Raw genomic sequence first — 24,658 nt, forward strand, 5'->3', positions numbered from 1 at the left:
CATGAAAGCATTGACAGCACTGTTGATGGCCGCCGCCCTCTTGATGACCGGCTGCGGCTACAAGTCGGGCGTTGCCACGGGTGAGCAGGCGTCCTACCTCTACTTTACGGGCGACGTCGCGGGGGCAGCCGTCTCCGTCGATGACGGGCAGCCCTTTGCCGTCGAAGCGGGGCGCGATCACCAGTACCGGGTCGCTCCGGGCAAACACAGCGTGAAGGTCTACAAGGGCGATACGCTTGTCGTCGAACGTGAAATCTATGTCGGCGACGGCATCGCCAAAGAGATCGGGGTGCGTCCGTGAAGCTGGGCATGATGATGAAAGCGCTCCTCCCGCTGGCGGCGGTGGCCCTGATGACGGGGTGCGCCACGAAACCGCAGGCACTCTATAACTACGGTACCTACAGCGAAAGCTACTACGCGTACAAACAGGACACCAGTGCGGAGAACCTCCTGGCGATGCAGCAGGCGATCCTGACAGCCATCGAAAACGCCAATGAGAGCGTTTCCAAGCGTGTGGCGCCGGGAATGTACGCGAACCTGGGCTACATCTACTTCAAGCAGGGGGACACCAAGCAGGCCGTCCACTATTTCGAGATGGAAAAGAGCCTCTACCCGGAGTCGGCGCACTTTATGGACCGCGTCATTGAGAAGGTGCGCAAAGCCGAAGCGAAGGGGGCAAAATCATGAAGTACGGAAAAATAGCTGCACTGGCGGCGTCGATTTTCGCCGCGATGATCATGACGGGGTGTGCCGCGCATAACGCGGGCATTAGCAAAGGCGAAGCGTTCCCCCAGATGTATGAGGAGGACCCGCGCTCCATTCTGGTACTGCCGGCGATGAACGAAAGTACCGATGCCGAGGCGAAAGCCTACTACGCCACGACGATCGAAATGCCGATCGCGCAGACGGGCTACTATGTCTTCCCGATGGAGATGGTCAGCGACGTCCTCAAGCAGGAGGGTGTCTATGACACCGAACTGCTTTACAGCATGTCCGCGGACAAGTTCTACGACTACTTCGGCGCGGACGTCGTCATGTACACCCGCATCAAGAAGTGGGACGTCTCCTACATGGTCCTGGCTTCTTCTCTGACGGTGACGATCGAATCGGAAGCGTACTCGACCAAGACCAACGAGAAGCTGTGGGATTACGACGGCAGCGTCACCGTCGACCTCACCAGCAACAGCGGCGGCGGCGGACTGGCCGGACTGCTGGTCCAGGCGATCGGTACGGCGATCAATACCGCCGCGGCCGATTATGTCGAATATGCCCATGTCGCGAATGCACGCCTTTTCTTCGCACTGCCGGCGGGCCCTTACCACCCGGCCCACCGGACGGACCAGGGTGTCGTGATCCGCAAACGCTAGTTCGTTTCCTTCGGGAGCAAAGAGCGCCTGGCGCTCTCTGCCCTTTCCATAACCCCTCCGACGACACTTGATAGAACTTTCCGTACTTCGAATGCCCTATAATTAGGTAAAGATCCGAACATAAAGGGGAGTGATGAAAAAAGTATCGTTGGTACTGGGCAGCGGCGGGGCGCGGGGCTACGTGCATATCGGCGTCATCGAGGCGCTCGAAGCACGCGGCTATGAGATCGTCTCCGTCAGCGGCTGCTCCATGGGGGCGCTGGTCGGCGGGCTCTTCGCCTGCGGCAAGCTGGCCGAGTACAAGGAGTGGGTACTGGGGCTCGAACCCCTTGACGTCGCCTCGCTCCTCGACCTCGCATGGGACAAGCGGGGCATTATGAGCGGGAGCAAAGTCTTCGAGCGTCTGGACGAGCTGATCGGCACGCAGGCAATCGAGGAGCTTCCCATCCGTTTTACGGCCGTCGCTTCGGATCTGAACCGTGGCAAGGAGGTGTGGTTTCAAAGCGGCGATCTCCTGACCGCGATCCGCGCCTCCGTCGCCATCCCTTCCGTCTTCACGCCGGTGGAGCTCGACGGGATGCTCCTCGTCGACGGCGGGGTCCTCAACCCGCTGCCCGTGGCGCCGACGATGCGCGACCGCAGCGACCTCACCATCGCCGTCAATCTCTACGGCCCCGACGCGGAGCAGGAGGAACAGGCCGTCGCCGCGCGCTACGACTCCTTCGCCGAGCGTCTGGCCTCCAAAGCCAAAAATGCCATCAAGGAGCGCCTCCGCCGCCAGGAGCAGGCGCACATCTTCTCCATCCTCGACCAGAGCTTCGATACGATGCAGCGCAGCCTGACCCAGTACCGCATCGGCGGTTACCCGCCCGATATCATGATCACCCTTCCCAAGAATATCTGCAGCACCTTCGACTTCCATAAAGCCGCCATGCTGATCGAGGAGGGGCGCAGGGCGGTGGAGGAACATCCGGCGTTCGGGTGACATTTTTTTAAAAAAACGTTATTTTTTGTACAGATCTCTATGGTATACTTCGGGACTTTCGCTTAGGAGTATAAGGAATGATGAAGCGTGCATGGATGACGGGTGCGCTGCTGGCGGCACAGATCGCGGCGGCATCGCAATACAATTTCGAGGTTTCACCGGTAGTGGGGATCGGTATTCCGGAAGGTAACATACTGCTCGAAAACGAGACGATCATCGGGGGTGAAATCCAGATCAACAATCTCTTTTCCTTCCCGATCAAACCGGAGTTCTCCGCCTATTACGCGACGGATACGGACTACTCCTATGAGCCGCCGGCACCGACGCCGCCTCTCTTTCTCAGCCCTGCCGATATGTCCGCTTCGACGAATATCTGGCGTCTGGGCATGGGCGCAGTCTATGACTACACGGAAGAGGGCCGCTTCCGTCCTTTTGCCAAAATCGGTGCAGGGTACGAGAACATGAGCAACCCGCTCTACGGCAACAAAAACGGTGCCTACGGCGACGTCGGTGCGGGGGTCAAGATCCCGTTTAGCGAGCAGGTGGCGCTGAAACTCGAAGCGATTTATATGCTCAAACCGAACGGCGGACGCTATGACAGCAACCTGTTGGTGCTCGCCGGCCTCTCGTTTGCCTTCGGCGCGCATGAAGCGGCGGCAGCGACGGCTGCGGCGGGCTACCGGACCTATGACAGCGACGGTGACGGCGTCATCGACGATAATGACCAGTGCCCGAATACGCCCAGAGGCGTAGAAGTCGATGCCTACGGCTGTGTACCCGACAGCGACCGTGACGGTGTTGCGAACCCCTATGACAAATGCCCGGAAACCCCTGCGGGATTCAAGGTCGACACTGTAGGATGTGCCGAGACCTTCCAGTTCAGCGTCGAGTTCGCCACGGATTCGGCCGTGGTGACGAGTGCCCATATGGACGAGATCGACGCCTTCGCGGACTACATGAAGGTTAATCCGTATAAAGCCGAGATCGTCGGCCGCGCCGATGACCGCGGGACGAACGCGTACAACGACGTGCTCTCAAAGAAACGTGCCGAAGTCGTTGTCGGCCTGCTGGTTGACAAGGGGATCGCATCCGATCGTCTGAGCGCCGTCGGCAAAGGTGAGACCGATCCGATCGCTACCAATACCACGGCCGAAGGGCGCGCACATAACCGTTCCGTCCGCGCAGAACTGATCCGCTGATTTTCCCGAAGAGACGGCTGTGCCGGCTCTTCACCCTCTCCTTTTTTACCGTCTCTTCATTTAACTGTTTTTTATCGAGCGCGCCGCATGGACAAAGGCCGCAAAGATCTTCCGGCTGTGCCAGCTGTAGGGCATGAACTCGGGGTGCCACTGTATGCCCAGCACGAAGGGCAGCGCCGTATGTTCGATGGCCTGGACGATATTGTTGCCGTCGTGCGCGGCGACGCGGATGCTTTCGCCGGGCCGGTTGACCGCCTGGTGGTGCAGGGCGTTCACGCGCAGGGCCGACTGGCCGATGATGTCGTGCAGGTTCGTGCCGTGTTCCAGCGTCACCGTTTTAAGGGGCAGGGGCGTATGGGGGTGGGCGACGTCGAGGTCGAAGTCGTGAATATGCGGATGCAGCGTCCCGCCGAAATGCAGATTGAGCAGCTGCATGCCGCGGCAGATCCCCATGACGGGGACCCCCCGGCGGATCGCCGTCTCAATGAGGTAGAGCTCCATGGCATCGCGGGCGGGGTCGGTGTGTTCGATGGTAGGATGCGCCTGGGCGCCGTACGTCTCCGGGTCGATATCGCTGCCGCCGGTGATCAGCAGGGCATCGAAGGGTACATCGCGGTAATCGGTTCCGGGGTGCAGGAAGCGGCTTCCCGCGCCGTGGCCCCCCAGCAGGAACCGGGAGAAGTACCAGGCGAGCCGGCTGCCGCGCCGGCCCCCCGTGACGGCTATTGTAACTCTTCGGCCCATTGGCGTATCCTTTTGATCCACTGTTTTTTGCGGAATCGGTAGAAGAATGAGTTCATCATGCGGTAGCGCGCATAGGCGAGGGAGAGCAGTGTCTCCGAATCCTCGGCCAGGCGTTCGACATGGAGCCAGCTGTTCCAGGCATCGGCCGTGTGCCAGCCCGCTTCGTCGACGCGGGAGTTGGGGAGGCGGAAGTGAAAGGCGGGCCGCGGCGAGATCTTTTCGGCCGGCAGGGCCCGGCGGACACGCCCCAGGTCGTTCCAGGCCAGCAGCGGCAACAGGTCGAGGGCCCGGTTGCGTGTCGGGTTGGCTTCCAGGTAGTCATCGATAAAACCCTCCATCGTCGGACGGTAGGCGGGGTGCAGGACCTTGCGGATGTAGTCGGAGGGAAAAGGGTCGATATAAAAGGAGAGGCGCCGCGTCAGGACGGGGCGGATCTCTTCGGCCAGCAGGTCATAGAGGACGAGGTAGGCGCGCAGGTAGGCGAGCAGGGTACCAACGTTCATCTCGGGGATCTCGGGATTGATATGGAAGCCGAAAACGTAGAGGGGGTTGGCCGCCGTCCCGAGTGCCCCGGCATCCCGCAGCGCCTCTTTCAGCGTTTCCACCACTTCCAGTTCGTTCAGCGGCAGGGGCGGCGTCGTCAGCTCAAAAGGCACGAGCGACGCGGAAAAGGAGCCGATGAAGTACTCGATCGCGTCGATCTCGTCCTGCTCCATCGCTTCGTCGAAACCGGCATTGTGCAGCCACTCCTGGAGGCCCGAACGGATGAGGAACTGGAAATCGAGGGTGAGGGTAAAGTCCCCCCACGGCGTCGGGCCGACGACATAGTGCCAGGGGTTGATCTCACGGATCTCCCCCGCCGTGATCTCCGCGACGATCCGGGCACACTGTTCCAGCTCCGGGCCGGAGTACTCCAGTTCAAAACCGACGCGACGCATTTCGCCGTCGCTGCAGCGCACCTTTGGCGGCAGAAGAAAGGGTGTCATGCAATAATTATAACCACACTTTCGGTGTTTGCATGGGGCTTGACATTGCGGGGGCATCGGGCTATCATGAAAAAAACGGTGCGCGGATACGCCATCGAAAACGGGGGTGTAGCATGTGCAAGGACGCGGTTGTTTTTTTCAATAAACCCAAAGGGGTCGACCTGGAGGCGGGGAAGAGTTATATGTACTGTATGTGCGGCCGGGCAAAAGAGGGAGTCTTTTGCGACGGCAGCCACAAAGGGACGGGGTGCATGCCGCTCAAGTTTACGGTAGAGAAGAGCAAGGCCTACCTGCTGTGCCGCTGCAAATCCTCCAAGAACCTCCCTTTTTGCGACGGGACGCACAGTTTCTACGGCGAGGACGACGTCGGCGGTCCGGTGATGGGGGAGTGAAGCTGGTGGTGACCCTGACGGAAACAGCCGTATGATTCTGAACCACGAGGCACGCATTGAAAAGGCCGCGGCGCTGATGGAGGCCTTCGAGGCGCATACCCCTTTCGATCGGGCGGGCGGGCGCTACCTCTGGACGGACGCGTTTGCCGTCTGCAACTACCTCTCCTTGTTCAAGCGTCTCGGAGCGAAGGGGTATCTTGACAAAGCCCGTGCGCTGATCGATGCGGTACACCGCGAGCTGGGGACGTTCCGCGCCGATGACGGGCGTCACGGAACCCTGAGCGGTCTGGGGGAGGCCGACGCGGCGCACTATCCGACGGTGGCGGGACTGCGGATCGGCAAGCCACTGCCGGAGCGGGGTGTCGAGGAGGCGTACGACGAAACGTCGGAGTGGGACCGCGACGGGCAGTATTTCCACTACCTGACCAAATGGATGCACGCCCTGGACCGCATGGCGGCCGTGAGCGGGGAGGTGCGCTACAGCCGCTGGGCCGTCGAGCTGGCCAAAAGCGCGCACCGCGCCTTTACCTATACGATGCCCGACGGCTCGAAGCGTATGTACTGGAAAATGAGTACCGATCTGCGGCGGCCGCTGGTGGCTTCGATGGGACAGCACGACGCCCTCGAAGCGTACGTGACCTATCTGCAGCTCTCGGTGACGGCCCGTGCGCTGGGAGACGATGCGGGACTCGGCGGGGAGCTTGAAGCGACCGGGGCGATGGCCGAAACCATGCCGCTTCTGACGGATGACCCGCTGGGGCTCGGGGGGCTGCTCTTTGATGCGACGCGGGTGACCCAGATGATGGCGGGGCACGACCTGCCGTTGCGCGGCCTGCTGCGCGCGCTGCTTGAAGCGGCGCGGGAAGGTACGGAACGCTTTTTGCAAAGCAGTGCGCTGCGTTACCCTGCGGAGGCGAGGCTGGCCTTCAGGGAACTGGGACTGGGCATCGGTCTGCACGGCGTCTCATTGATGCAGGTACTGAACGACGGGCATTTGAAGAACGGGGTGCTGGCCGAACAGCTCGGCGCGTTGCAGGCCTCCGTGCCGATGGCCGAGGTTCTGGAGCTTTTCTGGCTGCGGGAGGCACACCAGGCGGCTGCGACGTGGCGGGAGCATGCAGATATCAACACGGTCATGCTCGCGACTTCGCTGCTGCCCGATGCCTTTTTGACGATAGGGGGGCCGGAGCATGCGTGACCGGCAGGCACAGGCGGCGCTGATCGCCGAGATGATCGGGTACGGGGCATTGCGCACGCCGCGCATCATCGAGGCCTTCCGTGCCGTCGACCGCAGCGCCTTCGTGCCTGAGCTCTACGGCGGCGACAGCTACGGCGACTACCCGCTTCCCATCGGCGAGGGGCAGACGATCTCCCAGCCGACGACGGTCGCCTTTATGCTGGAACTGTTAAACGCCCAGCCGGGGGAGCGGGTGCTTGACATCGGTTCGGGTTCGGGCTGGACGACGGCACTGCTGGGGTATATCGTCGGCCCGCAGGGGGAAGTCGTCGGGCTGGAGTGCCGAAAAAGCCTGGTGGAAGTGGGCCGCCGGAATATCGCGCCGTTCGGTTTCGGGCAGATCCGGATCGAAGCGGCGGGGGAAGAACTGGGCGTGCCGGGGGAGCAGTTTGACCGGATACTCGTCTCTGCCGCAGCACCGGAGCTCCCCGAGCAGCTCCTGGCGCAGCTCAAACCCGGCGGTATTCTTGTCATCCCGATCGGCGAAAGCCTCTGCCGGTTCACCAAAAACAAAGAGGGCGTCGTGCACGAAGAAGTGTATCCCGGATTTTTGTTCGTCACATTAATGTATAAAAACTAACAGCGTTATTATCTGTATATAATATTAACTATTAGATTTTGTATAGTATTAATTTTGCTTCTGTTACTATCCGAAAAAGAAATAGCTATATAAGGATTTCCAATGTCGGACAAGTTTAAGTTGAAGCCCCTCGATATCGAGGTCCCCGTCGATTCCAAAAAAGAGATTTTATCCGAGACGGATGCCATGGGTAAAATCGTCTACGCCAATGAATATTTTGTTGAACTCTCCGGTTACCCGGAAGAGGAGCTGATGGGTAAACCGCATAACATTGTCCGTCACCCGGATATGCCGAAAACCGTCTTCAAACTGCTCTGGGACGCGCTCAAAGCGGGTAAAGAGTACAAGGCGATCGTCAAAAACCGCCGCAAAGACGGCAAATACTACTGGGTCTACTCGGAGTACAAGCCGCTCTTCAACGAGCACAAGCAGATCCGCGGCTACCGTTCACACCGCTGGCCGGTACCGAAAAAGGTACTTGAAGAAGTTGAGACCCTTTATGCGAAACTGCTCGACCTGGAAGAGACGAAGACGCAGCGCGACGCGGAGATGTTCCTCGAGCTGAAGCTGCACAATGACGGCTTCCACGACTACTCCTCCTATATTGACGATATCTTCCACAAAAAACTGAGCGGCATGTTCGGCTTTTTCGGGAAACTCTTCGGCAAGAAATAAGCCTCTCTTCGCGCACCGGGCTGCGCTATAATGCCCGAATGCACACAATCAATCAAAACGTCGTGCGCCTGGGATGGGTGAGCTACTTCACCGACCTGGCCTCTGCGATGGTCAACCCCATTCTGCCGATTTTCATTGTCACCGTACTGCACGAGGGGATGGACAAGCTGGGCGTCATCGTCGCCGCGGCGACCTTTGTCTCCTATGCACTCCGGATGGTTTCGGGGTACATCGCGGACTACTACGGCGTGGTCAAGCCGCTGGTCGTGGGCGGCTACCTGCTCTCGGCCCTCTCGAAACCGCTGCTGGGGCTGAGCCACGGCTGGGGAAGCATTGCGGTACTGCGGGCGCTGGAGCGTATGGGCAAGGGGGTACGCTCGGCGCCGAAGGACTTGATGATCGCCGCGTACAGCAAACAGAACGCGCACGGCAAAACCTTCGGCTTCCACAAAACGATGGATATCGCGGGGGAGTTCAGCGGGACGCTGCTGCTGTTCGGGCTGTTGTGGTATTTCGGCGACAGCGAGGCGGTGATCCGGACGCTCTTCGCGGTCACGCTCCTGCCCGGCATCATCGGCGGCGTGATCGTCATTTTTCTCGTACGCGACGTCCCCAAACGCGAGCAGTGCACAGAGCGCTTCCGGCTGAGCGCCGCGGACAAAAAGAGCGTCATGCAGCTGCTCTTTTACTTCCTCTTTCTCTTTTTCATCTTCAGCGAGGCCTTTTTCACGATCCAGGCCAAAACCGTCGGTATCGCCACGGCGTTGATCCCGCTGCTCTTTGCTGTATCGACGGGGGTGCAGACCCTGACAAGCTACCTGTTCGGGCTGGGGTCCGACCGCTTCGGGAGCAAAGCGGTAAGCGCCTTCGGCTACGGCTGCGGTATCGCCGCCCAGGCCCTGTTGTGGCTGCAGACGCCCGCGGCGACCTGGGCCGCCTTCGCCTTTCTGGGGCTCTTTACGGTTGCGACGCTCAACGCGAACCGGGCGATGATCGCGGAGCAGGCGGACAACCGCGGTTCGGTCTACGGCATCTTCTATGCCGCCGTCGCGCTCTTCGCCGCGGCGGGGGCGGCGTTCGGCGGCTGGCTCTGGGAGCAGTTCGGTATGCAGACCGCCCTGGATGTGGCCCTGGGCGGAACCCTGGCCGTTAGTGTATTATATGGATTGAGAAAGGGGCTCCGAGGATGAACAAACCGAAATATTCGCTCCGCAAGAACTTCGGCTATGCCATTGAAGGGTTCATGCACGTTTTCCGGCACGAGACGATCTTCAAGATCGAGACGGCGCTCTTTGTTGTGCTGAGCATCGTCGCGTGGAGCATCGACGTCAGCAAGTGCGAACGGCTCTGGCTGCAGTTCTCGCTCTTCCTGCCCATTGTCGCGGAGCTTTTCAACAGTGCCGTCGAGCGGGGGGTGGACCTGAGCACGCGCGACTACCACCGGCTTGCCAAGGCGGCCAAGGACAGCGCCGCGGCGGCCTGCCTCATCAGCGTCGTGATGACGGTGCTGATCTGGGCGGTCGTGCTACTTTAGGGCCGCTTTGATCTGGTCGATGAACTCCTCGATGTCGTCGTAGAGGGCCTGGAGGTCCTCTTCGTGCTCGACCTCGTCGGCCAGGATCTGCGAGACGATGTCGTAGGTGACGATGTCTTTTTCGCGGGTCAGATCGACCAGGTCCGAGTAGACGCTGATGGCGCACTGCTCCCCCTTGATCGCCTGCTCGAGTACCGCCATGACGTCGGGGTTTTCCGGCGCCTCGTAGCCGCAGTTGCTGTGCACCATCCACTCCGCGGGGCTCAGTGCCGGCGTGCCGCCGAGCTGGATGATGCGGTCGGCCACCATCGTTGCGTGGCGCAGTTCGTCCGCCGCATGCTGGTCAAGCTCGGTGATCGCGGCGTCTTTCATGATCCCTTTGACAACCTTGGACTCGATGAAGTACTGGTAGTAGGCCAGCCATTCGTCGCAGTACGCCTTGTTGAGCAGTGTGACCACCGTTTCCGCTTCGATGCCTTTGAGTATGGAAATACCGCGAATTGCCATGACGGACTCCTTTAAGAAATTGTAATAATTCCATCATAAGACGATTCATCTTAAGTCAAGATCAACAAATAATAATTATTGTTTTGTTCAGTTGGGTTTGATCCCCCCGGCGGTTTAGTGCTATGATAGTGGCAGCGAAGCAGCAGGAGGGAGAAATGGCAACGGTTATCTCGTACGGCGCGGCGGAAGTGGTGACGGGGTCATGCCACCTACTCGAACTGGAAAGCGGCAAGCAGATCCTCATTGACTGCGGCATGTTCCAGGGCGGGGAGGAGGAGCGCAACGCCGACGCGTTCGGATTCGACCCGGCGCAGGTCGATTTCCTGCTGCTGACCCATGCGCATCTCGATCACTGCGGCCGGATGCCCAAACTCGTCAAAGAGGGGTTTGCCAAGACGGTCGTGGCGACGCAGGCGACCTTCGACCTGGCAGAAGTCATCCTGCTCGACAGTGCGAAGATTATGCAGGAAGATTTTGAGACCCGCTTTAAAAAGGCGTTGCGGCGCGGCAGCGAAAAGGAGGTGAACCCTCCGCTCTACGGTGAAGATGACGTCAAAGACGCCCTGAGCCTCACCCGTATCCTGCCCGAATACGGCGAACCTTTTACCCTCTGCAAGGGGGTGGAGGTGACCTACCGGGATGCGGGGCACATCCTCGGCTCCGCGTTTATCGAAATCGCCTACCAGGAGGCGGGGGAGACGCGGACCATCGTCTTCTCCGGCGATATCGGGAACGACAACGACATGGTGCTGCCCAACCTTGCCCCCTGCCCCCATGCGGACTACCTCTATACCGAATCGACCTACGGGGACCGCGACCATCAAAACGCCCTGCAGAGCACGGCGGAGTTCAAAAAGGTCATCACCGACACCCTGTACGACTGGGGCAACGTCCTCATCCCCTCGTTTGCCGTCGAGCGGACCCAGGAGATCCTGTTTCTGCTCAAGGAGATGCACGGAAGCGGTGAACTGCCGCACTGCAGGATCTTCGTCGACTCCCCGATGGCCATCAGGGCGACGGAGGTGTATGACCGCTACAGCGACCTGCTCAGCGCCAAGTGCCGCGAGGTGAAGGCGCGCGACGGCAGCGTCTTCGATTTTGAGCTGCTCTCCTATACGCTCGATGTCGGGGAGTCCAAGGCAATCAACCAGATCGACAGCCGCGCCATCATCATCGCCGGCAGCGGGATGTGCACCGGCGGGCGGATCCTGCACCACTTCAAGCACCGCCTCTGGAACCGCAAGAACGCGCTGATCTTCGTCGGATACCAGGCGGCCGGGACGCTGGGGCGGCGGATCGTCGACGGGGAGAAGTGGATCAAGATTTACCGCGAAGATATCCGGATCGAGGCCAAGGTCTATACGATCAACGGCTTCTCGGCCCATGCGGACCAGTCGGGGATCCTCTCCTGGATCGAAGGGATGGACGGCCTGAAAAAGATCTTTCTCATCCACGGGGAGGCGGACAAGGCGCTGCTGTTCAAGCAGGCGATTGCGGAGAAGCTGCACAAAGAGGCGCACATCGTGGAGCAGAACGAGGTGATTTATCTCTAGCTAAAGAGATTCTCGCAAAAACGTCAGACGAAGGAGGGCGTGATGGCATATGTAAAGTGGTTCAGGGAGATAGGGATAGATGATGTCCCCACCGTCGGGGGCAAAAACGCCTCCCTGGGGGAGATGTACCGCCACCTCAGCGCCGCGGGGGTCCTGATCCCCAACGGCTTTGCCGTCACGGCGGAGGCGTACGACGCCGTGCTCGAAGCGAACGGTGCCCTGCAGAAGCTGCATGCCCTGCTCGATGATTTCGACCCCGACGACGTCGCACAGCTGCAGGCGCGCGGAAAAGCGTGCCGGGAGATCGTCTACAACTGCACGCTCCCGAGCGCACTGGAAGCGGAGATCCTGGAGGGGTTCGAGGCGCTCGTAAGCGAATACGGCGATGAAGTCTCCCTGGCGGTGCGCTCCTCCGCGACGGCGGAGGACTCCCCGGAAGCCTCTTTTGCCGGCCAGAACGACACCTATCTCAACATCGCCTCCGCCGAAGCCTTGCTGGACGCCTATAAACGCTGCCTCGCCTCGAACTTCACCGACCGCTCCCTGCACTACAAGTTTGACAGCGGTTTTGACTATTTCGACGTCAGGCTCTGCGTCGTCGTGATGAAGATGGTACGCAGCGATGTCGGCGCGAGCGGGGTGATGTTCAGCATCGATACGGAGACGGGATTCCGCGACGTCGTCTACATTACCGGCACCTACGGGCTGGGGGAGAACGTCGTACAGGGGACGATAGACCCCGACGGTTTCTACGTCCACAAGCCGACGTTTGCCCTGGGGCACCGGGCCGTCCTGAAACGGAGCCTCGGGAAAAAAGAGCTCAAGATGATCTTTTCCGAAGCGCTCAGCAGCGGCAGCATCGCCGTCGAGTATACGAAAAACGTCGAGACGCCGCCCGCCGAGCGGGCACGGTTCTGCATCACCGACGAGGATGTGATGGTGCTGGCCGACTACGCCGTCAAGGTGGAAAAGCACTATTCGGAGAACGTCGGGCATGACAAGCCGATGGACATGGAGTGGGCGAAGGACGGCATCGACGGCCGGCTCTACATGGTGCAGGCGCGCCCGGAGACGGTGGAGTCGCAGAAAAAGGGGTCGATCCTCGAGATCTACCATCTGAGCGAAACGGGGGAGGTCCTGGTGAGCGGCCGCGCCGTCGGGACGAAGATCGGCAGCGGGAAGGTGCACCATATCCGCGACACGGAGCAGCTCGGCGACTTCAAACCCGGGGAGGTATTGCTGGCCGATACGACGACGCCGGACTGGGAGCCGGTGATGAAGATGGCCTCGGCCATCGTGACCAACCGCGGCGGGCGCACCTGCCACGCGGCCATTGTCAGCCGCGAACTCGGCATCCCGGCCATCGTCGGTGCGGAGGATGCGACCGAGAGGCTCGCGGACGGCCGGGAGGTGACGGTTAGCTGTGCCGAGGGGGAGACGGGGAGGGTCTACGACGGCAAACTCTCCTACGATGTCGAACGTACCGATCTCAGCCACCTCCCCAAAACGCGTACGAAGATCATGATGAACCTCGGTAACCCTGATCTCGCCTTTTCGCTTGCACACCTCCCCGTCGACGGGATCGGCCTGGCGCGGATGGAGTTCATCATCAACGAGTCCATCAAAGCGCACCCCATGTCGCTTATCCACCCCGAAAAGACGGACCTGGCTACAAGGGTGCAGATCGAGGCGCTCAGTGCCGCCTACCAGACTCCGGAGGATTTCTTCGTCAAGACGCTCTCGGAGGGGGTGGCGACGATTGCGTCCGCGGTCTACCCCGACCCCTGCGTCGTGCGCATGAGCGACTTCAAGACGAACGAGTATGCCACGCTTGCGGGCGGGAAATTCTTCGAACCGCTGGACGAGGCGAACCCGATGATCGGCTTCCGGGGCGCGGCCCGTTACAGCCACCCTGCCTACGAGGAGGGGTTCGCACTGGAGTGCGCAGCGATGAAGCGGGTCCACGACGAGATGGGCTTTACGAACGTCATCCTGATGATCCCCTTCTGCCGCCGGGTCGAGGAGGGGAGGCGGGTCGTCGAGACGATGGCGCGGCACGGGCTGGTGCGCGGCGAGAACGGGTTGCAGATCTACGTGATGTGCGAGATCCCGAACAACGTCATCTCCATCGACGGTTTCAGCGAGGTCTTTGACGGCTTCAGCATCGGCAGCAACGACCTGACCCAGCTCACCCTCGGGGTCGACCGTGACAGCGAGATCGTCGCGTTTGATTACGAAGAGCGTGACGAAGGGGTGCTGAAGATGATCGAGATGGCCGTCGAGGGTGCCAAACGCAACGGCCGCCACAGCGGCATCTGCGGGCAGGCCCCCTCGGACTACCCGGAGGTCGCGGAGTTCCTGGTGAAACTCGGGATCGACTCCATCAGCCTCAATCCCGACAGCGTGCTGACGACGCTGCCGCGGATCATTGAACTGGAAACGGCGCTGAACGGGGCACCGACGGAACAGTAATACGGTGTTTTAGAAAGGGGTGAAGCGCTGAAGCAGCGCCCCGTAAGGGCGACAGCAGGTTTACTGTGCGAGGATGATGGAGCTGGCTTTGATCAGCGCATAAACGGTGTCGCCTTTGGCAACGCCGAGGTCCTTGGCGGCCTCTTCGGTGATGATGGCCGTCAGCATAGCGTTGCCCATGGCCAGTTTGAGCTCGCAGCTGACAGGGCCTTCGATGATGTCGCTGACCGTCGTTTCGATGACGTTGCGTGTGCTGATCTTGCCCGGTTTCTCTTTGGCGATCATGACGAAGGATGCCTTGATGATCGCATAGACTTCCGATCCGGCAGAGAGCCCCATATCCGTGACGGCTTCTTTGGTGATGATCGCCTTGAGCGGAGTCCCTTCTACATCCATAACGACTTCGCTGTTGACGGCGCCGCCGATGACCTCGGTTACGGTTCCTTTAATCTGATTGCGTGCACTTGTTTTCATTTTTTTTCCTTCGATCTGTTTTTCAAAGGGAAGTCTATCACAAAAAAATGCCTAAAAAATAGCACATTGTGTTAAAAAATAAAAAATGTGATATCACATCAGAGCAGGAGCGTTTCCGACACAACAAGCCCAAAAGCCATCACCCCCAGTGTCAGCAGAAAAAACTGTGCAACGCGCCACCCCAGTTTCAGGCCGCCGATCCAGAAGACGATGCCGAGTTTGACGAGGGAGTTGGTGACGGAGGCGATGACGATGCCGTTCATCGCCGTCGTCATGGCAAGCTTCTGGTCGCGGGTCAGCTCCGAGAGCGAGAGTGTGATGGCGTCGACGTCCGTGATGCCGGAGATAAACGAGACGATATAGACCCCGATATCGCCGAAGCGGTTCTCGGTGAAGGCGATGGCGCCGTAGATGATGCCGAAGAGCAGTCCGAACTTCAGTGCTTCGCTCAGCTGCAGCGGGTTCTTTGTCATGGCCTGGTTCTCGAGGCGGATGTCGGCACTCTGTGAACGGCTGTAGAGGTAGTAGGTAAAGAGCAGCCCGGCCGCCGTTGCCGCGAGATAGGCGGGTGCGAGGGCTTTGGCCAGGGCGGGGGAGATGACGGCCGCTTCGAAGAGGACGCGCAGGTACATGAAGGTACAGGCGATGGCGACCCCGGCGGCGTAGTTGTTGAGCAGCGTCGTCTGGCCGGCGAACATCTTTGACAACGATACGGCCACCCCGGTGGAGGAGATGAGCCCGCCCGCCGCGCCGGTGATGAAGAGGCCGCGTTGGTGCCCCCACAGTTTCACCGCGGCATACCCGACAAAGGAGATGGCGGCGATAATGACGGCCATCAGCCAGGTCTTGTAGGGGTTGAAAAGTTCATAAGGGCCGATCATCGTGTTGGGCAGGACCGGCAGGACGACGAAGCTCATGGCCAGCAGCAGCACGGCGGCACTGATGTCGGTGGAGGAGAGGTGGGACTCGAACTCCCGCAGGCGGGGTTTGATCTCGAGCAGCACGACCATGACGACGGCGATGAAGATGGCGTAGTTCTCCAGCGCGGCGTAGACCATGAGCCCCAGGAAAAAGGTGACGAGGGCGGCGACCTGTGTGGTCATCCCCGTCTGATGGAATCGGGTGACCTTGAGGTAGTAGGAGAGCCCGACGAGCAGCCCCACGACGGCCGTCGCTGCGAAAACGAAGCCCGGGACCGCCTCGCCGAGCCATCCGGCCAGGTAGCCGATGAGGGCCAGCAGGGCGAAGGTACGGCTCCCCGCGAAGCTCTCTTTGCCCCTGGGCAGGTAACTCATGGTGCGCTGCATGCCGATCATGAACCCCAGCAGCAGCGCGATAAGCATCGATTTGAGTACGGCATATTCCATACGATGATTGTACCATGTCGGCCGCGATGCGTGCTACAATGGGGCAACGGAGTTGAAGGGGTACCCATGAAGAAAAACCATGATAAAAAAGCGTTTCGCAAGCTGTTGAAGCGGCATCAGAAGCCGCTGCCGTGGGAGCACCCCAAGCCCGACGAGGATGACCCCAAAGCGCATAAGCGCGTCAAGGCCATCATGGCGCATGAGAATTTTATCCAGGCTGACAGGGACCCGCGGTTTTTGCGCCGTGACGAGGTGCGGGGCGTGCGGCTGGAGGTTGACTACCTCAAGCCCGAACTGCTGCTGCGCGAACACGGCATCGAACATACTATCGTCGTATTCGGCTCTACCCGCATCATGGAGGAGGCAGAGGCCAAACGCCTGATAGACACGCTCGAATCACAGCGGGATACGAAAGACGGCGAGGCGCTCGAAAAAGAGCTGAGTATCGCCCGGCGGCTGCTGGCCAAGAGCCACTATTATGAGACGGCCCGGGCATTCGGGGCGATTGTCGGCCGCAGCGGCAAAGGACCGGAAGATACGAAAATCACCCTGATGACAGGCGGGGGGCCTGGCATCATGGAGGCGGCCAACCGCGGCGCGTTCGATGTCGGCGCCAAATCGGCTGGCCTTAACATCACCCTGCCGCATGAACAGTACCCCAACCCCTACATCACCCCCGAACTCTGCTTCCAGGTGCACTACTTCGCTATCCGTAAACTCCATTTCCTGCGGAGGGCCAAGGCCCTGGTCATCTTCCCCGGAGGCTACGGGACCCTGGACGAATGTTTCGAAGTCCTGACCCTCGTGCAGACGCGAAAAATCGATCCGATGCCCGTCGTCTTCGTCGGCGAAAGCTACTGGCGCGGGATCATCAACTTCGAAATGCTTGTCGAGGAGGGAACGATTGACGAAGAGGACCGGGAGCTTTTCGCCTTTGCCGAGACAGCGGAAGAGGCATGGGAACTGATCGTCAAGTGGCACAAGAAGAGCGGCTCTCCCCTCGTGCACGATCTCAAGGGGTAGCGGATTTCGGCCTTACGCTTGTGTCAGGATAGACGCTCCGCGATATAACGAAGACAGCTGCGTGCATCGTCTGCCACGACTGTATGGGTGAACATCAGGTTGTGCGAGAGGGCAAAGGATTCGATGCTTTTGCCCTCACGGCACTGCAGGGCGTCGGGCGCGAGCTGCTGATGGGCCCTGAGGCGGTCGGGCATGTGGCGGCGGTCGGCCGCGTAGGCGAAAACCGGCTTGCCGAGCGCCTCGGCGAACCCGACTTCGTAGACGGTACCGGAGTCGGGTTCGAATCCCCGGAAGGGGTTGAGGTTTGCCATGACAATGTCGGCGCGGCGGATGAGGTCGATGTTCGCCTGCCGGATCGCTTCGGCGGTCTTGTGCGGATGGTCGAAATCTTCGATGGCGTTGTCCAGAGGGAAGAGGCCCTCGAAACCGTAATCGGCGCAGAGCTGCTTGAGGGCCTCGCCCGCGGCAACAGGATCGGGTTCGAAGACGTCGGGGCCGGCGAGGTAGATCGTTTTCATTGTTTTCCTTCTTGATGAGGTGCTTTGTTCCCCTTCTTTTTTGCTTATCCAAAAAAGAAGCCGAACCGGGAAAAAGAAAGTGCAAAAGGCTGCCGCTTTTGGGACATTCCAAGCATCACAGGTCCGCCCGACCCGCTAATTACCATTTCGGCCTTGACAGAAGAAGCAGATGCTGACACGATTAACTCTTAACTCTTAACTCTTAACTCTTAACTCTTAACTCTTAACTCTTAACTCTTAACTCTTAACTCTTAACTCTTAACTCTTAACTCTTAACATCCTCTCCGCGATCAGCCCCTGCAGCCAGGCCCCCAGCAGGATGTAGAAGCTCAGCACGAGGGTGAACCCGATGCCGAAGTAGCTGATCATCACGGGGAGCCAGGGGAGTTTGATGGCCCGGGCATAGAAGAAGGCGACGATGAGGCCGTCGCGGGCCCCCTGGCTCCGCAGGTCGGCGAGCATGGGATACCAGACATAACCGGGGCCGTGGCTGAGGATCCCGCCGAAGAGGGCGATGAACCAGCCGTGGAGCCGTGAACCTTCGCCGAGGTGTTTCGCGATGCTCTTGGGCTTGAGGAAGGTGTTGAGCAGGGCGGTGAGGAAAAAGACGACGAGCAGGATCGGCAGGATTTTCATCAGGATGCCGAGACTCTCCTCCGCCGCCGCCAGGGTTGTGTCGGGGGCGAACAGGGCGGCCGCGCCGTAGAGCAGGAGGGTGACGGCGAGCAGGATGCAGCCGTTGCATTTCAGTGCGGGGGCCGGTGCTTTTTTCACGAGAGCCCCTGCAGCGTCAAAGCCGTGGCGAAACCGATCAGCATCGCGAAAACGAAGCTGAGCAGGTTGCGGATAACGGTGAAGCGTTTGCCGAAGAGGGAGGCCTCCAGCGGCAGCTGGATGATCCCGAGGGTCACCCACGCCAGGATAAAGGCGGTCACGGCATAGAGCGATATCCCCTCGCCGAGCAGTTCGCCGCCGATAATGTAGCTGATGACGGGCTGGCCGATGGAGATCCCGCCGATGACGGTCCCGATGAAGGTGTCAAGGAGGGGGGTGCCGCTGAAGAGGGTGCGAAGCATCTCCGGGGAGACGAAGGCCTGGAAAAGCCCGACCAGGCCGATGACGGCGAGGAGCATCGGCGTCATGGTCGCAAGGGAGCGCAGGGCTTTGGAAAAGGCCTCTTTGGCGCGGGAGTTCTCTTTCATAACTACGATTGTAGCGAAACCCCTGCGGCAAAAGGGGTCACGACTGCTCTTTTTCGCGGCGGGCAATCTCGTCAACGTTGAGGCGGACGAAGCGGTAGCTGACGTAGATGATCAGCGGCCAGGAGGCGAACCAGATAAGTGAAGAGGTGTAATCCATAACGGGCTCCTTAATAGTTGTGCGCGTCGGGCGCGTTGATCTCGTCTTCGGTGATCTTGACCCGGTCCATCGCACGCCAGGCGTAGGCGATGTAGGCGAGGACGAAGGGCACCATCAGCGAGACGTAGCTCATCACGGTCAGCGTATAGAGGCTGCCCGAGGCATTCTCGATCGTGAGCGAGTGCTGGAGGTCGTGCGTCGAGGGGTAGAAGGCCGTCCCGTTGAAGCCGACGGCGAGCAGCACCGCCATAACGGTCAGCACGATTCCGACCCCGTTGGTCCAGGCGCAGCAGCTCTTGCCGCGGAAGACCGTGTTGAAGACCGAGAGCAGGACCATGACGACCCCGGCGAGGAACATGATGCCCACTACGGGCATCTCGATGAAGTTCCAGAAGTATTTATTCGGCACCATCGATACCGTTTTGGTGGCGGCATCGTAGGCAAAACCGTCTTTGAGGAAGATCCACGCGACGAAGCCGAGGAAGAACGGCAGGAACCAGACGATGTTGCGTTTGATCATCGTGCGGGCCTTGGCCTCGATCGGGGCATGGTCGATGCTCGAGATGAAATACATCCCGGCTGCGATGCGCACAAGGAAGAGCAGTGCGAATCCGAGCAGGTAGTTCATCGGGTTCAGTAGCGCTTCAAGGCCCCGAGCGCCACCCTGCCAGTGGACGAAGTTATTGTCATCGAGGGCGAAATCCGCACCGCTGAAGAAGGTGCTGATGGCGATGCCGAGCAGCACGACGCCGAGGCTGCCGTTGATGTAGAGGAACGCTTCGTAGGTCTTCTGCCCCAGGACGTTGTCGGGCTTTTTGCGGTACTCGTAGCTGACCGCCTGGATGATAAAACAGAAGAGGATGACCATCCAGACCCAGTACGCCCCGCCGAAGCTCGTGGCGTAAAAGAGGGGAAAGGCGGCAAAGAGCGCCCCGCCGAAAAGGACCAGGGTCGTAAAGCCGAGCTCCCATTTGCGCCCCAGGGAGTTGACGAGCATCGTCTTCTCCGTTTCGTTACGGCTCAGCTGATTCAGCACGGTCTGTCCCCCCTGGATAAACATGATATAGACAAAGAGTCCGCCCAGCAGGCTGATGATGATCCACCAGTACTGCTGCAATTGTAAAAAGGTGAGTGCTTCAAACATCAGTGGTCTCCTCCGTCGGGTCCGATTTTGATCTGGCGGAGCATGATCTTGATCTCCGCGACGAGCAGCGCCGTAAAGAGCGCCGCGAACATCCAGAAGGTCGTCTGGACGCTGCTGCTCGAGATGTCCGTCATCGCGATGCCGACGGGCAGCAGGTCTTGCACGGCCCAGGGCTGGCGGCCGACCTCGGCGACGATCCAGCCCGCCTCGGCGGCGATGTAGCCCAGCGGGATCGACCAGATGGCGAGCCAAAGGAGTTTGCGGAAGCGGGTGATCTCGTTGGCCATCGTCAGGTAGAGCAGGGCAAGGAACAGGAGAATGAACCAGCTCCCCAGTCCGACCATGACGTGGAAGCTGTAGAACGTGAGGGCGATCGGCGGGACGATGTCCTCGGGTTTGTCGAGGTAGCCGTAGCCGAAGTCGGCGATGTTCGCTTCGAGCACCGTGCGCGCTTCGGCCGCACCCGCTTCGTCACCCGCTTTCACGGCTGTTTTATACTCCTTGAACGCTGCAACCGCTGTCTTGCCGCGGTCGATCCGCGCCTGCGCCGGTTCGATGCCGTGCTTTTCGTTACCGTAGACGAGGTCGTCGAGACCCGGCACGAAGGCGTCGATATCGTGGTAGCCCAGGAATGAGAGGGCGTAGGGGATCTCGATGTCGCCGTAGAACTCGTGGCGGTCGTCGCCGAGCTCTTTGTCGGGGTTGAGGATACCGAAGGCGATGATGCCCGCGCGGGTCTCGCCTTTGTAGAGCCCTTCCATCGCGGCCAGTTTGACCGGCTGTTTCTGCGCGACGTTGTAGGCGCTCTCATCCCCGCTGAGTGCCAGGAAGAGCGACACAAGCAGGCCGAAGGAGGCGCCGACGACCATGCTGCGCTTGGCAATAAGCGTGTCGCGGTTCTTCAGCAGGTACCAGCCGGAGATCCCGACGACGAAAAGTCCGGCGATGACGTAGCCGCTGCTGATGGTGTGCAGGAACTTGGACATCGCTACCGGGGAGAGGATGACATCCCAGAAGTTGGCCATCTCGTTACGGGCGGTGTCCGGGTTGAAGGCCATGCCGACGGGGTACTGCATCCAGCCGTTGGCGACAAGGATCCAGAGTGCGGAGAGGTTCGAACCGACGGCGACGAGCCAGGTGGAGAGGAGGTGGAACCCCTTGCTCACCTTGTCCCAGCCGAAGAACATGACGGCGAAGAAGGTCGACTCCATGAAGAAGGCGAGGATCCCCTCCACGGCCAGCGGCGCGCCGAAGATGTCGCCGACGAACCAGGAGTAGTTGGCCCAGTTGGTCCCGAACTCGAACTCCATGATCAGCCCCGTCGCGACGCCGACGGCGAAGTTGATGGCGAAGAGCGTCATCCAGAACTTCGTCGCCCGCTTCCACTGCGGGTCGTTGGTGCGGACATAGAGCGTCTCCATGATCGCGACGATAAACGAGAGTCCCAGGGTGAGGGGGACGAACAGGAAGTGGTAGATCGCCGTCAGGGCAAACTGGGCCCGTGCCCAGTCAACGCTTGCGGCCGTTTCATACAGCATTAATTATCCTTTTCAATTTCATTTTTGCCGTGCTTTCGGCATGCCTTGCCTCTTGATGGGGCGCAGGGGGTGTCAAAATCGGGCGTGAATCGTTTGATTACGGTGTGTTCATCAGTTGCCGGCTTACGAACTCCTGCCGTGCTTCGTCACTGTCGAAACGGCTCTGCAGGGTATCGCTGAAAAAGAGGACTTTGATCACACCGAAAAGAATGAGCAGTTTGACAGCCACGACGGTCCAGAGCGTACGGCCCAGCCGCATGGCGTTGAACCCGTCACGGTAAAAACGGTAGAGGGCTGCCAGTTTCATTTTTTTCCTTGTTCAGTGGGTGGAACAGGTCCCTTTGCCGCCGAGGGCGCCGAGGGCGTTTTGCATGAGGCGCTCGACGGAGTCGCGCACCGTCGGCGATTCACGGTCGACATAAACGGAGAGCCCCGCCTGTTCAAACCCTTTGGCCGGGGAGCCGCCGATACCCGAAACGACCAGGGCGTCGGGGTGCAGGGCCATGATATTGGAGACGGCGTTGCCGCAGCCCCCGGCATCGTGGCCCGGGTTGACGATACCTTCGACATCCATTATACGATTATTTTCGACGGTGACGAGGGTGTAGAACTTCGCTTTGCCGAAATGCGCTCCGCGGCGGGAGAGGAATCCCATGTCCTCATCGGTCGGAAATACGATTTTCATGCTGCTTTCTCCTGTAAATAATTTTTGACGGCTTCATCGGCGGTTTCGCCGTGTTTCTCACGGATCTTCTTGACGGTGATACCGGCACGGTCGACCGCCTCTTTCATATGCGTTCCGATCATACGCACGAGCATCATCTCGACACCGGCGAGGTTGGAGAGGCTCTTGCCGTGCCCCTGGATATGTTCCTCGTCTTCGGCGTGGTGATGCCCGTGGTGGCCGCCGTGCTCTTCATGGTCATGGTGGTCGTGACGGTCGTCATGGGCATGTCCGCTCTGCGGCGCTTCGACGATCCGCTCGAAGACGGTGTCGTCGAAAAGGGCGTAGTAGGGGGCCTGCCCCGTCCGTTTGACGATTTTGAGGTTTTCACCCTCTACGGGGATTGCGATTTTCATTTTTCATCCTTTAACGGTGCGTTTTTGGTCGTATCGGAAGCGGCGAGCGCGACGATGCCCCCTTTGAGAACCTGCACGTTCTTGATCCCGATCATCTTGAGGCCCATGGCCGCCATCGTCGCCCGCGTGCCGGAGTAGCAGACGAGGACGATCGGGCGGTCCGTGGGGAGGGTGTCGAGGTTCGGCTTTTCGAACAGATGCTCGACGGGGACATGTCTGCTTCCTGTGCCGCCCAGAGCGACGACGGAGGCTTCCCCTTCGGTCCGGATGTCGAGCAGGAGCATCGGTTTGGCTTCACGCAGCATCTTCATGACGTCGTCGGCCTTGACGAAGAGCGTCGAGTTGGCGCACGCCTTGTGGGTCATGTGGGAGAAGAAGCCGTTGAATTCGGCGGCTTTTGCGGCGTCGTAGGCGAGCGCGGATGCGCTCAGTGCGCTCAGTGCGATCAGGGAGATCACTGTTTTTCTCATGCGGTTTTTCCTTCGTATGGTGTCGGCATCAGCGGCCGGTGTGGGCGTAGTGCGCTTCGATCAGCGCGGTGATGCTTGTGTCGAGCACGTAAACATTGGCATAGCCCATCATCTCGAGGTAGGCCATGACGCGGTTGCCGAACCACCCTTTGACGCAGGCGGTGATAATGGGGGTCGTTTTGTCTTCAGGCAGCAGCTCCAGGGAGGCGGCAAATGCCGGGTAGGGTGCGTAATAGGCATTTTTGATCCCCGCTTCCTGGGCGTTTTCGCCCTCCACCTTCGCCGGCGGCCGGACGTCAAAGAGCACGGCACCGGCATCCATCAGCAGTTCCCGCGCCTTGTGCAGGTCGATATGGCCGAGGTTTTCTTTGGCGACATCGTTGGCGATAATGGACGCCAGACGCTCATTGAAATTCTCATTCATTTTTACTCCTTATGCAAATAATCTGACAGCATTATAATACCTGACGATTAAACCAAAATAAAATTGTAGTTTTATCGTCATTTGAGAGTGGTTTTCAATTCGATAAGGCGATCTTACGGGGTGGAGTGTCAGCCGTAGTAGGCGGAAAAGAGGGTGTGGAGTTCGGGGTAGTGGTGTGCAAAAGCGTCGGGCTGCGTAAAGTACCGTTCGGAAGCGACGGCAAAAAACTCGGCCATGTCCGTGGCCGCGTAGGTACCGAGGAGATGCTGCTTTTCGTTCAGGTGCCCGTGCTCCGTGGCGGCCGTGAGGTGCTTGAACTCCCGCGCCATGTGGTGCTCCCACTGGGGGGCGCTCTCTTTGGGAAGCAACGGAACGCCGTCGGTCAGCCCGTCTTCGAAGTCCAGGAGATGGGCGAATTCGTGAATGACGACGTTGTATTCGGAGGGGTGGTAGGCTTCGGCCTCCACGTCGGGCCAGGCGAAGACGACGGTGTCGTGGGAGGATTGCCCGTCGAGGACAGCGCGCTGTTCTGAGACGATCCCGCCGTAGTCGTGAAACTCGTCGACGACGAAACCGTCGGCGTAGATGATGATACCGCCCAGCGTCGGGTAGTCGTAGGATTCGGGCCGGTGCCGCACCATTAGGCAGGCGTAAAAGGCGATGACGACTTTCATCTCCTCCGTCACCTCGAGCCCGACCCCGCTATAGGGCTTCGTGTGGACAAAGCGCAGGACGGCACGTTCGATCTTCCGGCGGGCTTCATGTTCCAGCTGCGGGTAGTGGACCGTCCGCTCCAGATATCGTCGCCACTGCTCGGGAAAAGGCATGGTGCGCAGGGTTTCAAGGAGCATTTTTTTCCGGCGGCTGCGGTAAAAGGCGATGAAAGCCCAGATCAAAAACAGTAATAAAAAGATGGATAAAAGCGCGAGAGGATACGTCATGGCATGCGCCCGTTCGTTGGAGCAAACGGCCAACACTCCAGGGAGGCCGTCTGATAGTGCAATCTTAACACAGCTTGCTTAGGAGGGTC

30 protein-coding genes are annotated in these 24,658 nt (G+C 59.8%); 14 read left to right on the plus strand and 16 right to left on the minus strand.

Annotated elements, in window-relative coordinates; genetic code table 11:
- The first annotated feature begins 1 nt into the window (after position 1).
- The 5 genes from WCX49_RS01500 to WCX49_RS01520 all read left to right on the plus strand — a co-directional run bounded on the left by WCX49_RS01500 (position 2) and on the right by WCX49_RS01520 (position 3,551).
- Positions 2–301 (plus strand): hypothetical protein, encoded by a 300-nt coding sequence (locus tag WCX49_RS01500; RefSeq protein ID WP_345985817.1) that lies wholly within the window; start codon positions 2–4, stop codon positions 299–301.
- Positions 298–687 (plus strand): DUF4810 domain-containing protein, encoded by a 390-nt coding sequence (locus WCX49_RS01505; protein WP_345985818.1) that lies wholly within the window; start codon positions 298–300, stop codon positions 685–687. The genes WCX49_RS01500 and WCX49_RS01505 overlap by 4 nt, the downstream gene beginning before the upstream one ends.
- On the plus strand, positions 684–1,367 hold the full coding sequence (locus WCX49_RS01510; protein WP_345985819.1) for a GNA1162 family protein: 684 nt from the start codon (positions 684–686) through the stop codon (positions 1,365–1,367). Before WCX49_RS01505 ends, WCX49_RS01510 begins: the two co-directional genes overlap by 4 nt.
- 133 nt (positions 1,368–1,500) lie before the next feature.
- Positions 1,501–2,352, plus strand: coding sequence for a patatin-like phospholipase family protein (locus WCX49_RS01515; protein ID WP_345985820.1), 852 nt, complete (start codon positions 1,501–1,503; stop codon positions 2,350–2,352).
- Between the two features lie 77 nt (positions 2,353–2,429).
- Positions 2,430–3,551 carry an OmpA family protein gene (locus WCX49_RS01520; protein WP_345985821.1) on the plus strand — a complete coding sequence of 374 codons (1,122 nt, stop codon included), beginning with the start codon at positions 2,430–2,432 and terminating at the stop codon, positions 3,549–3,551.
- Positions 3,552–3,611: 60 nt separating this feature from the next.
- Here the strand turns inward: WCX49_RS01520 and WCX49_RS01525 are convergent, their stop codons facing one another.
- Entirely contained in the window at positions 3,612–4,295 is a 684-nt protein-coding gene (locus WCX49_RS01525) for a gamma-glutamyl-gamma-aminobutyrate hydrolase family protein (protein ID WP_345985822.1), read from the minus strand.
- Positions 4,274–5,281 (minus strand): amidoligase family protein, encoded by a 1,008-nt coding sequence (locus tag WCX49_RS01530; protein WP_345985823.1) that lies wholly within the window; start codon positions 5,279–5,281, stop codon positions 4,274–4,276. Before WCX49_RS01530 ends, WCX49_RS01525 begins: the two co-directional genes overlap by 22 nt.
- Before the next feature lie 113 nt (positions 5,282–5,394).
- On the opposite strand from WCX49_RS01530, the gene WCX49_RS01535 reads away from it, so the two are divergent.
- From WCX49_RS01535 to WCX49_RS01560, 6 genes are all read left to right on the plus strand, one after another.
- A complete protein-coding gene (locus WCX49_RS01535; RefSeq protein ID WP_345985824.1) occupies positions 5,395–5,673 on the plus strand; it encodes a CDGSH iron-sulfur domain-containing protein in 279 nt (92 codons plus the stop codon).
- Positions 5,674–5,704: 31 nt separating this feature from the next.
- Complete coding sequence (locus WCX49_RS01540; RefSeq protein WP_345985825.1) at positions 5,705–6,871, plus strand: hypothetical protein; 1,167 nt, start codon at positions 5,705–5,707, stop codon at positions 6,869–6,871.
- Complete coding sequence (locus WCX49_RS01545; protein ID WP_345985826.1) at positions 6,864–7,490, plus strand: methyltransferase domain-containing protein; 627 nt, start codon at positions 6,864–6,866, stop codon at positions 7,488–7,490. Before WCX49_RS01540 ends, WCX49_RS01545 begins: the two co-directional genes overlap by 8 nt.
- 102 nt (positions 7,491–7,592) lie before the next feature.
- Entirely contained in the window at positions 7,593–8,165 is a 573-nt protein-coding gene (locus WCX49_RS01550) for a PAS domain-containing protein (protein WP_345985827.1), read from the plus strand.
- Positions 8,166–8,203: 38 nt separating this feature from the next.
- Positions 8,204–9,355, plus strand: a complete 1,152-nt coding sequence (locus WCX49_RS01555; RefSeq protein WP_345985828.1) for an MFS transporter — start codon at positions 8,204–8,206, stop codon at positions 9,353–9,355.
- Entirely contained in the window at positions 9,352–9,699 is a 348-nt protein-coding gene (locus WCX49_RS01560; RefSeq protein WP_345985829.1) for a diacylglycerol kinase, read from the plus strand. Before WCX49_RS01555 ends, WCX49_RS01560 begins: the two co-directional genes overlap by 4 nt.
- On the opposite strand, the gene WCX49_RS01565 is transcribed toward WCX49_RS01560, so the two are convergent.
- On the minus strand, positions 9,691–10,206 hold the full coding sequence (locus WCX49_RS01565) for a ferritin-like domain-containing protein (RefSeq protein WP_345985830.1): 516 nt from the start codon (positions 10,204–10,206) through the stop codon (positions 9,691–9,693). The two genes, WCX49_RS01560 and WCX49_RS01565, sit on opposite strands and share 9 nt — an antisense overlap.
- Before the next feature lie 155 nt (positions 10,207–10,361).
- On the opposite strand from WCX49_RS01565, the gene WCX49_RS01570 reads away from it, so the two are divergent.
- Positions 10,362–11,759, plus strand: a complete 1,398-nt coding sequence (locus tag WCX49_RS01570; protein ID WP_345985831.1) for an MBL fold metallo-hydrolase — start codon at positions 10,362–10,364, stop codon at positions 11,757–11,759.
- A 42-nt stretch (positions 11,760–11,801) separates the two neighbouring features.
- A complete protein-coding gene (gene ppsA / locus WCX49_RS01575; RefSeq protein ID WP_345985832.1) occupies positions 11,802–14,231 on the plus strand; it encodes a phosphoenolpyruvate synthase in 2,430 nt (809 codons plus the stop codon).
- 60 nt (positions 14,232–14,291) lie between these two features.
- Here the strand turns inward: ppsA and WCX49_RS01580 are convergent, their stop codons facing one another.
- Together WCX49_RS01580 and WCX49_RS01585 are read right to left on the minus strand one after the other, a co-directional pair.
- Entirely contained in the window at positions 14,292–14,705 is a 414-nt protein-coding gene (locus tag WCX49_RS01580; protein WP_345985833.1) for a TOBE domain-containing protein, read from the minus strand.
- A gap of 98 nt (positions 14,706–14,803) precedes the next feature.
- Positions 14,804–16,072, minus strand: coding sequence for an MgtC/SapB family protein (locus tag WCX49_RS01585; protein ID WP_345985834.1), 1,269 nt, complete (start codon positions 16,070–16,072; stop codon positions 14,804–14,806).
- A gap of 66 nt (positions 16,073–16,138) precedes the next feature.
- Between WCX49_RS01585 and WCX49_RS01590 the strand changes: the two genes are divergently transcribed.
- A complete protein-coding gene (locus WCX49_RS01590) occupies positions 16,139–17,095 on the plus strand; it encodes a TIGR00730 family Rossman fold protein (RefSeq protein ID WP_345985835.1) in 957 nt (318 codons plus the stop codon).
- 23 nt (positions 17,096–17,118) lie between these two features.
- On the opposite strand, the gene WCX49_RS01595 is transcribed toward WCX49_RS01590, so the two are convergent.
- The 11 genes from WCX49_RS01595 to WCX49_RS01645 form a co-directional block, all read right to left on the minus strand.
- On the minus strand, positions 17,119–17,613 hold the full coding sequence (locus WCX49_RS01595; protein WP_345985836.1) for a nucleoside 2-deoxyribosyltransferase: 495 nt from the start codon (positions 17,611–17,613) through the stop codon (positions 17,119–17,121).
- Between the two features lie 258 nt (positions 17,614–17,871).
- A complete protein-coding gene (locus tag WCX49_RS01600; RefSeq protein ID WP_345985837.1) occupies positions 17,872–18,387 on the minus strand; it encodes a permease in 516 nt (171 codons plus the stop codon).
- Entirely contained in the window at positions 18,384–18,815 is a 432-nt protein-coding gene (locus tag WCX49_RS01605) for a permease (protein WP_345985838.1), read from the minus strand. The genes WCX49_RS01600 and WCX49_RS01605 overlap by 4 nt, the downstream gene beginning before the upstream one ends.
- A gap of 167 nt (positions 18,816–18,982) precedes the next feature.
- Entirely contained in the window at positions 18,983–20,116 is a 1,134-nt protein-coding gene (gene cydB, locus WCX49_RS01610) for a cytochrome d ubiquinol oxidase subunit II (RefSeq protein WP_345985839.1), read from the minus strand.
- Complete coding sequence (locus WCX49_RS01615) at positions 20,116–21,654, minus strand: cytochrome ubiquinol oxidase subunit I (RefSeq protein ID WP_345985840.1); 1,539 nt, start codon at positions 21,652–21,654, stop codon at positions 20,116–20,118. Before WCX49_RS01615 ends, cydB begins: the two co-directional genes overlap by 1 nt.
- Positions 21,655–21,751: 97 nt before the next feature.
- On the minus strand, positions 21,752–21,961 hold the full coding sequence (locus WCX49_RS01620; RefSeq protein WP_345985841.1) for a DUF4492 domain-containing protein: 210 nt from the start codon (positions 21,959–21,961) through the stop codon (positions 21,752–21,754).
- A gap of 12 nt (positions 21,962–21,973) precedes the next feature.
- Complete coding sequence (locus tag WCX49_RS01625; RefSeq protein ID WP_345985842.1) at positions 21,974–22,339, minus strand: NifB/NifX family molybdenum-iron cluster-binding protein; 366 nt, start codon at positions 22,337–22,339, stop codon at positions 21,974–21,976.
- Positions 22,336–22,734 carry a hypothetical protein gene (locus WCX49_RS01630; protein ID WP_345985843.1) on the minus strand — a complete coding sequence of 133 codons (399 nt, stop codon included), beginning with the start codon at positions 22,732–22,734 and terminating at the stop codon, positions 22,336–22,338. The genes WCX49_RS01625 and WCX49_RS01630 overlap by 4 nt, the downstream gene beginning before the upstream one ends.
- Entirely contained in the window at positions 22,731–23,204 is a 474-nt protein-coding gene (locus tag WCX49_RS01635; RefSeq protein ID WP_345985844.1) for a rhodanese-like domain-containing protein, read from the minus strand. The genes WCX49_RS01630 and WCX49_RS01635 overlap by 4 nt, the downstream gene beginning before the upstream one ends.
- A 28-nt stretch (positions 23,205–23,232) precedes the next feature.
- Positions 23,233–23,628 (minus strand): rhodanese-like domain-containing protein, encoded by a 396-nt coding sequence (locus WCX49_RS01640; protein ID WP_345985845.1) that lies wholly within the window; start codon positions 23,626–23,628, stop codon positions 23,233–23,235.
- Between the two features lie 128 nt (positions 23,629–23,756).
- On the minus strand, positions 23,757–24,569 hold the full coding sequence (locus tag WCX49_RS01645; protein ID WP_345985846.1) for a M90 family metallopeptidase: 813 nt from the start codon (positions 24,567–24,569) through the stop codon (positions 23,757–23,759).
- Positions 24,570–24,658 lie beyond the last annotated feature (89 nt).

The organism is Sulfurimonas sp. HSL-1656 (assembly GCF_039645585.1).
Lineage (GTDB): Bacteria > Campylobacterota > Campylobacteria > Campylobacterales > Sulfurimonadaceae > Thiomicrolovo > Thiomicrolovo subterrani.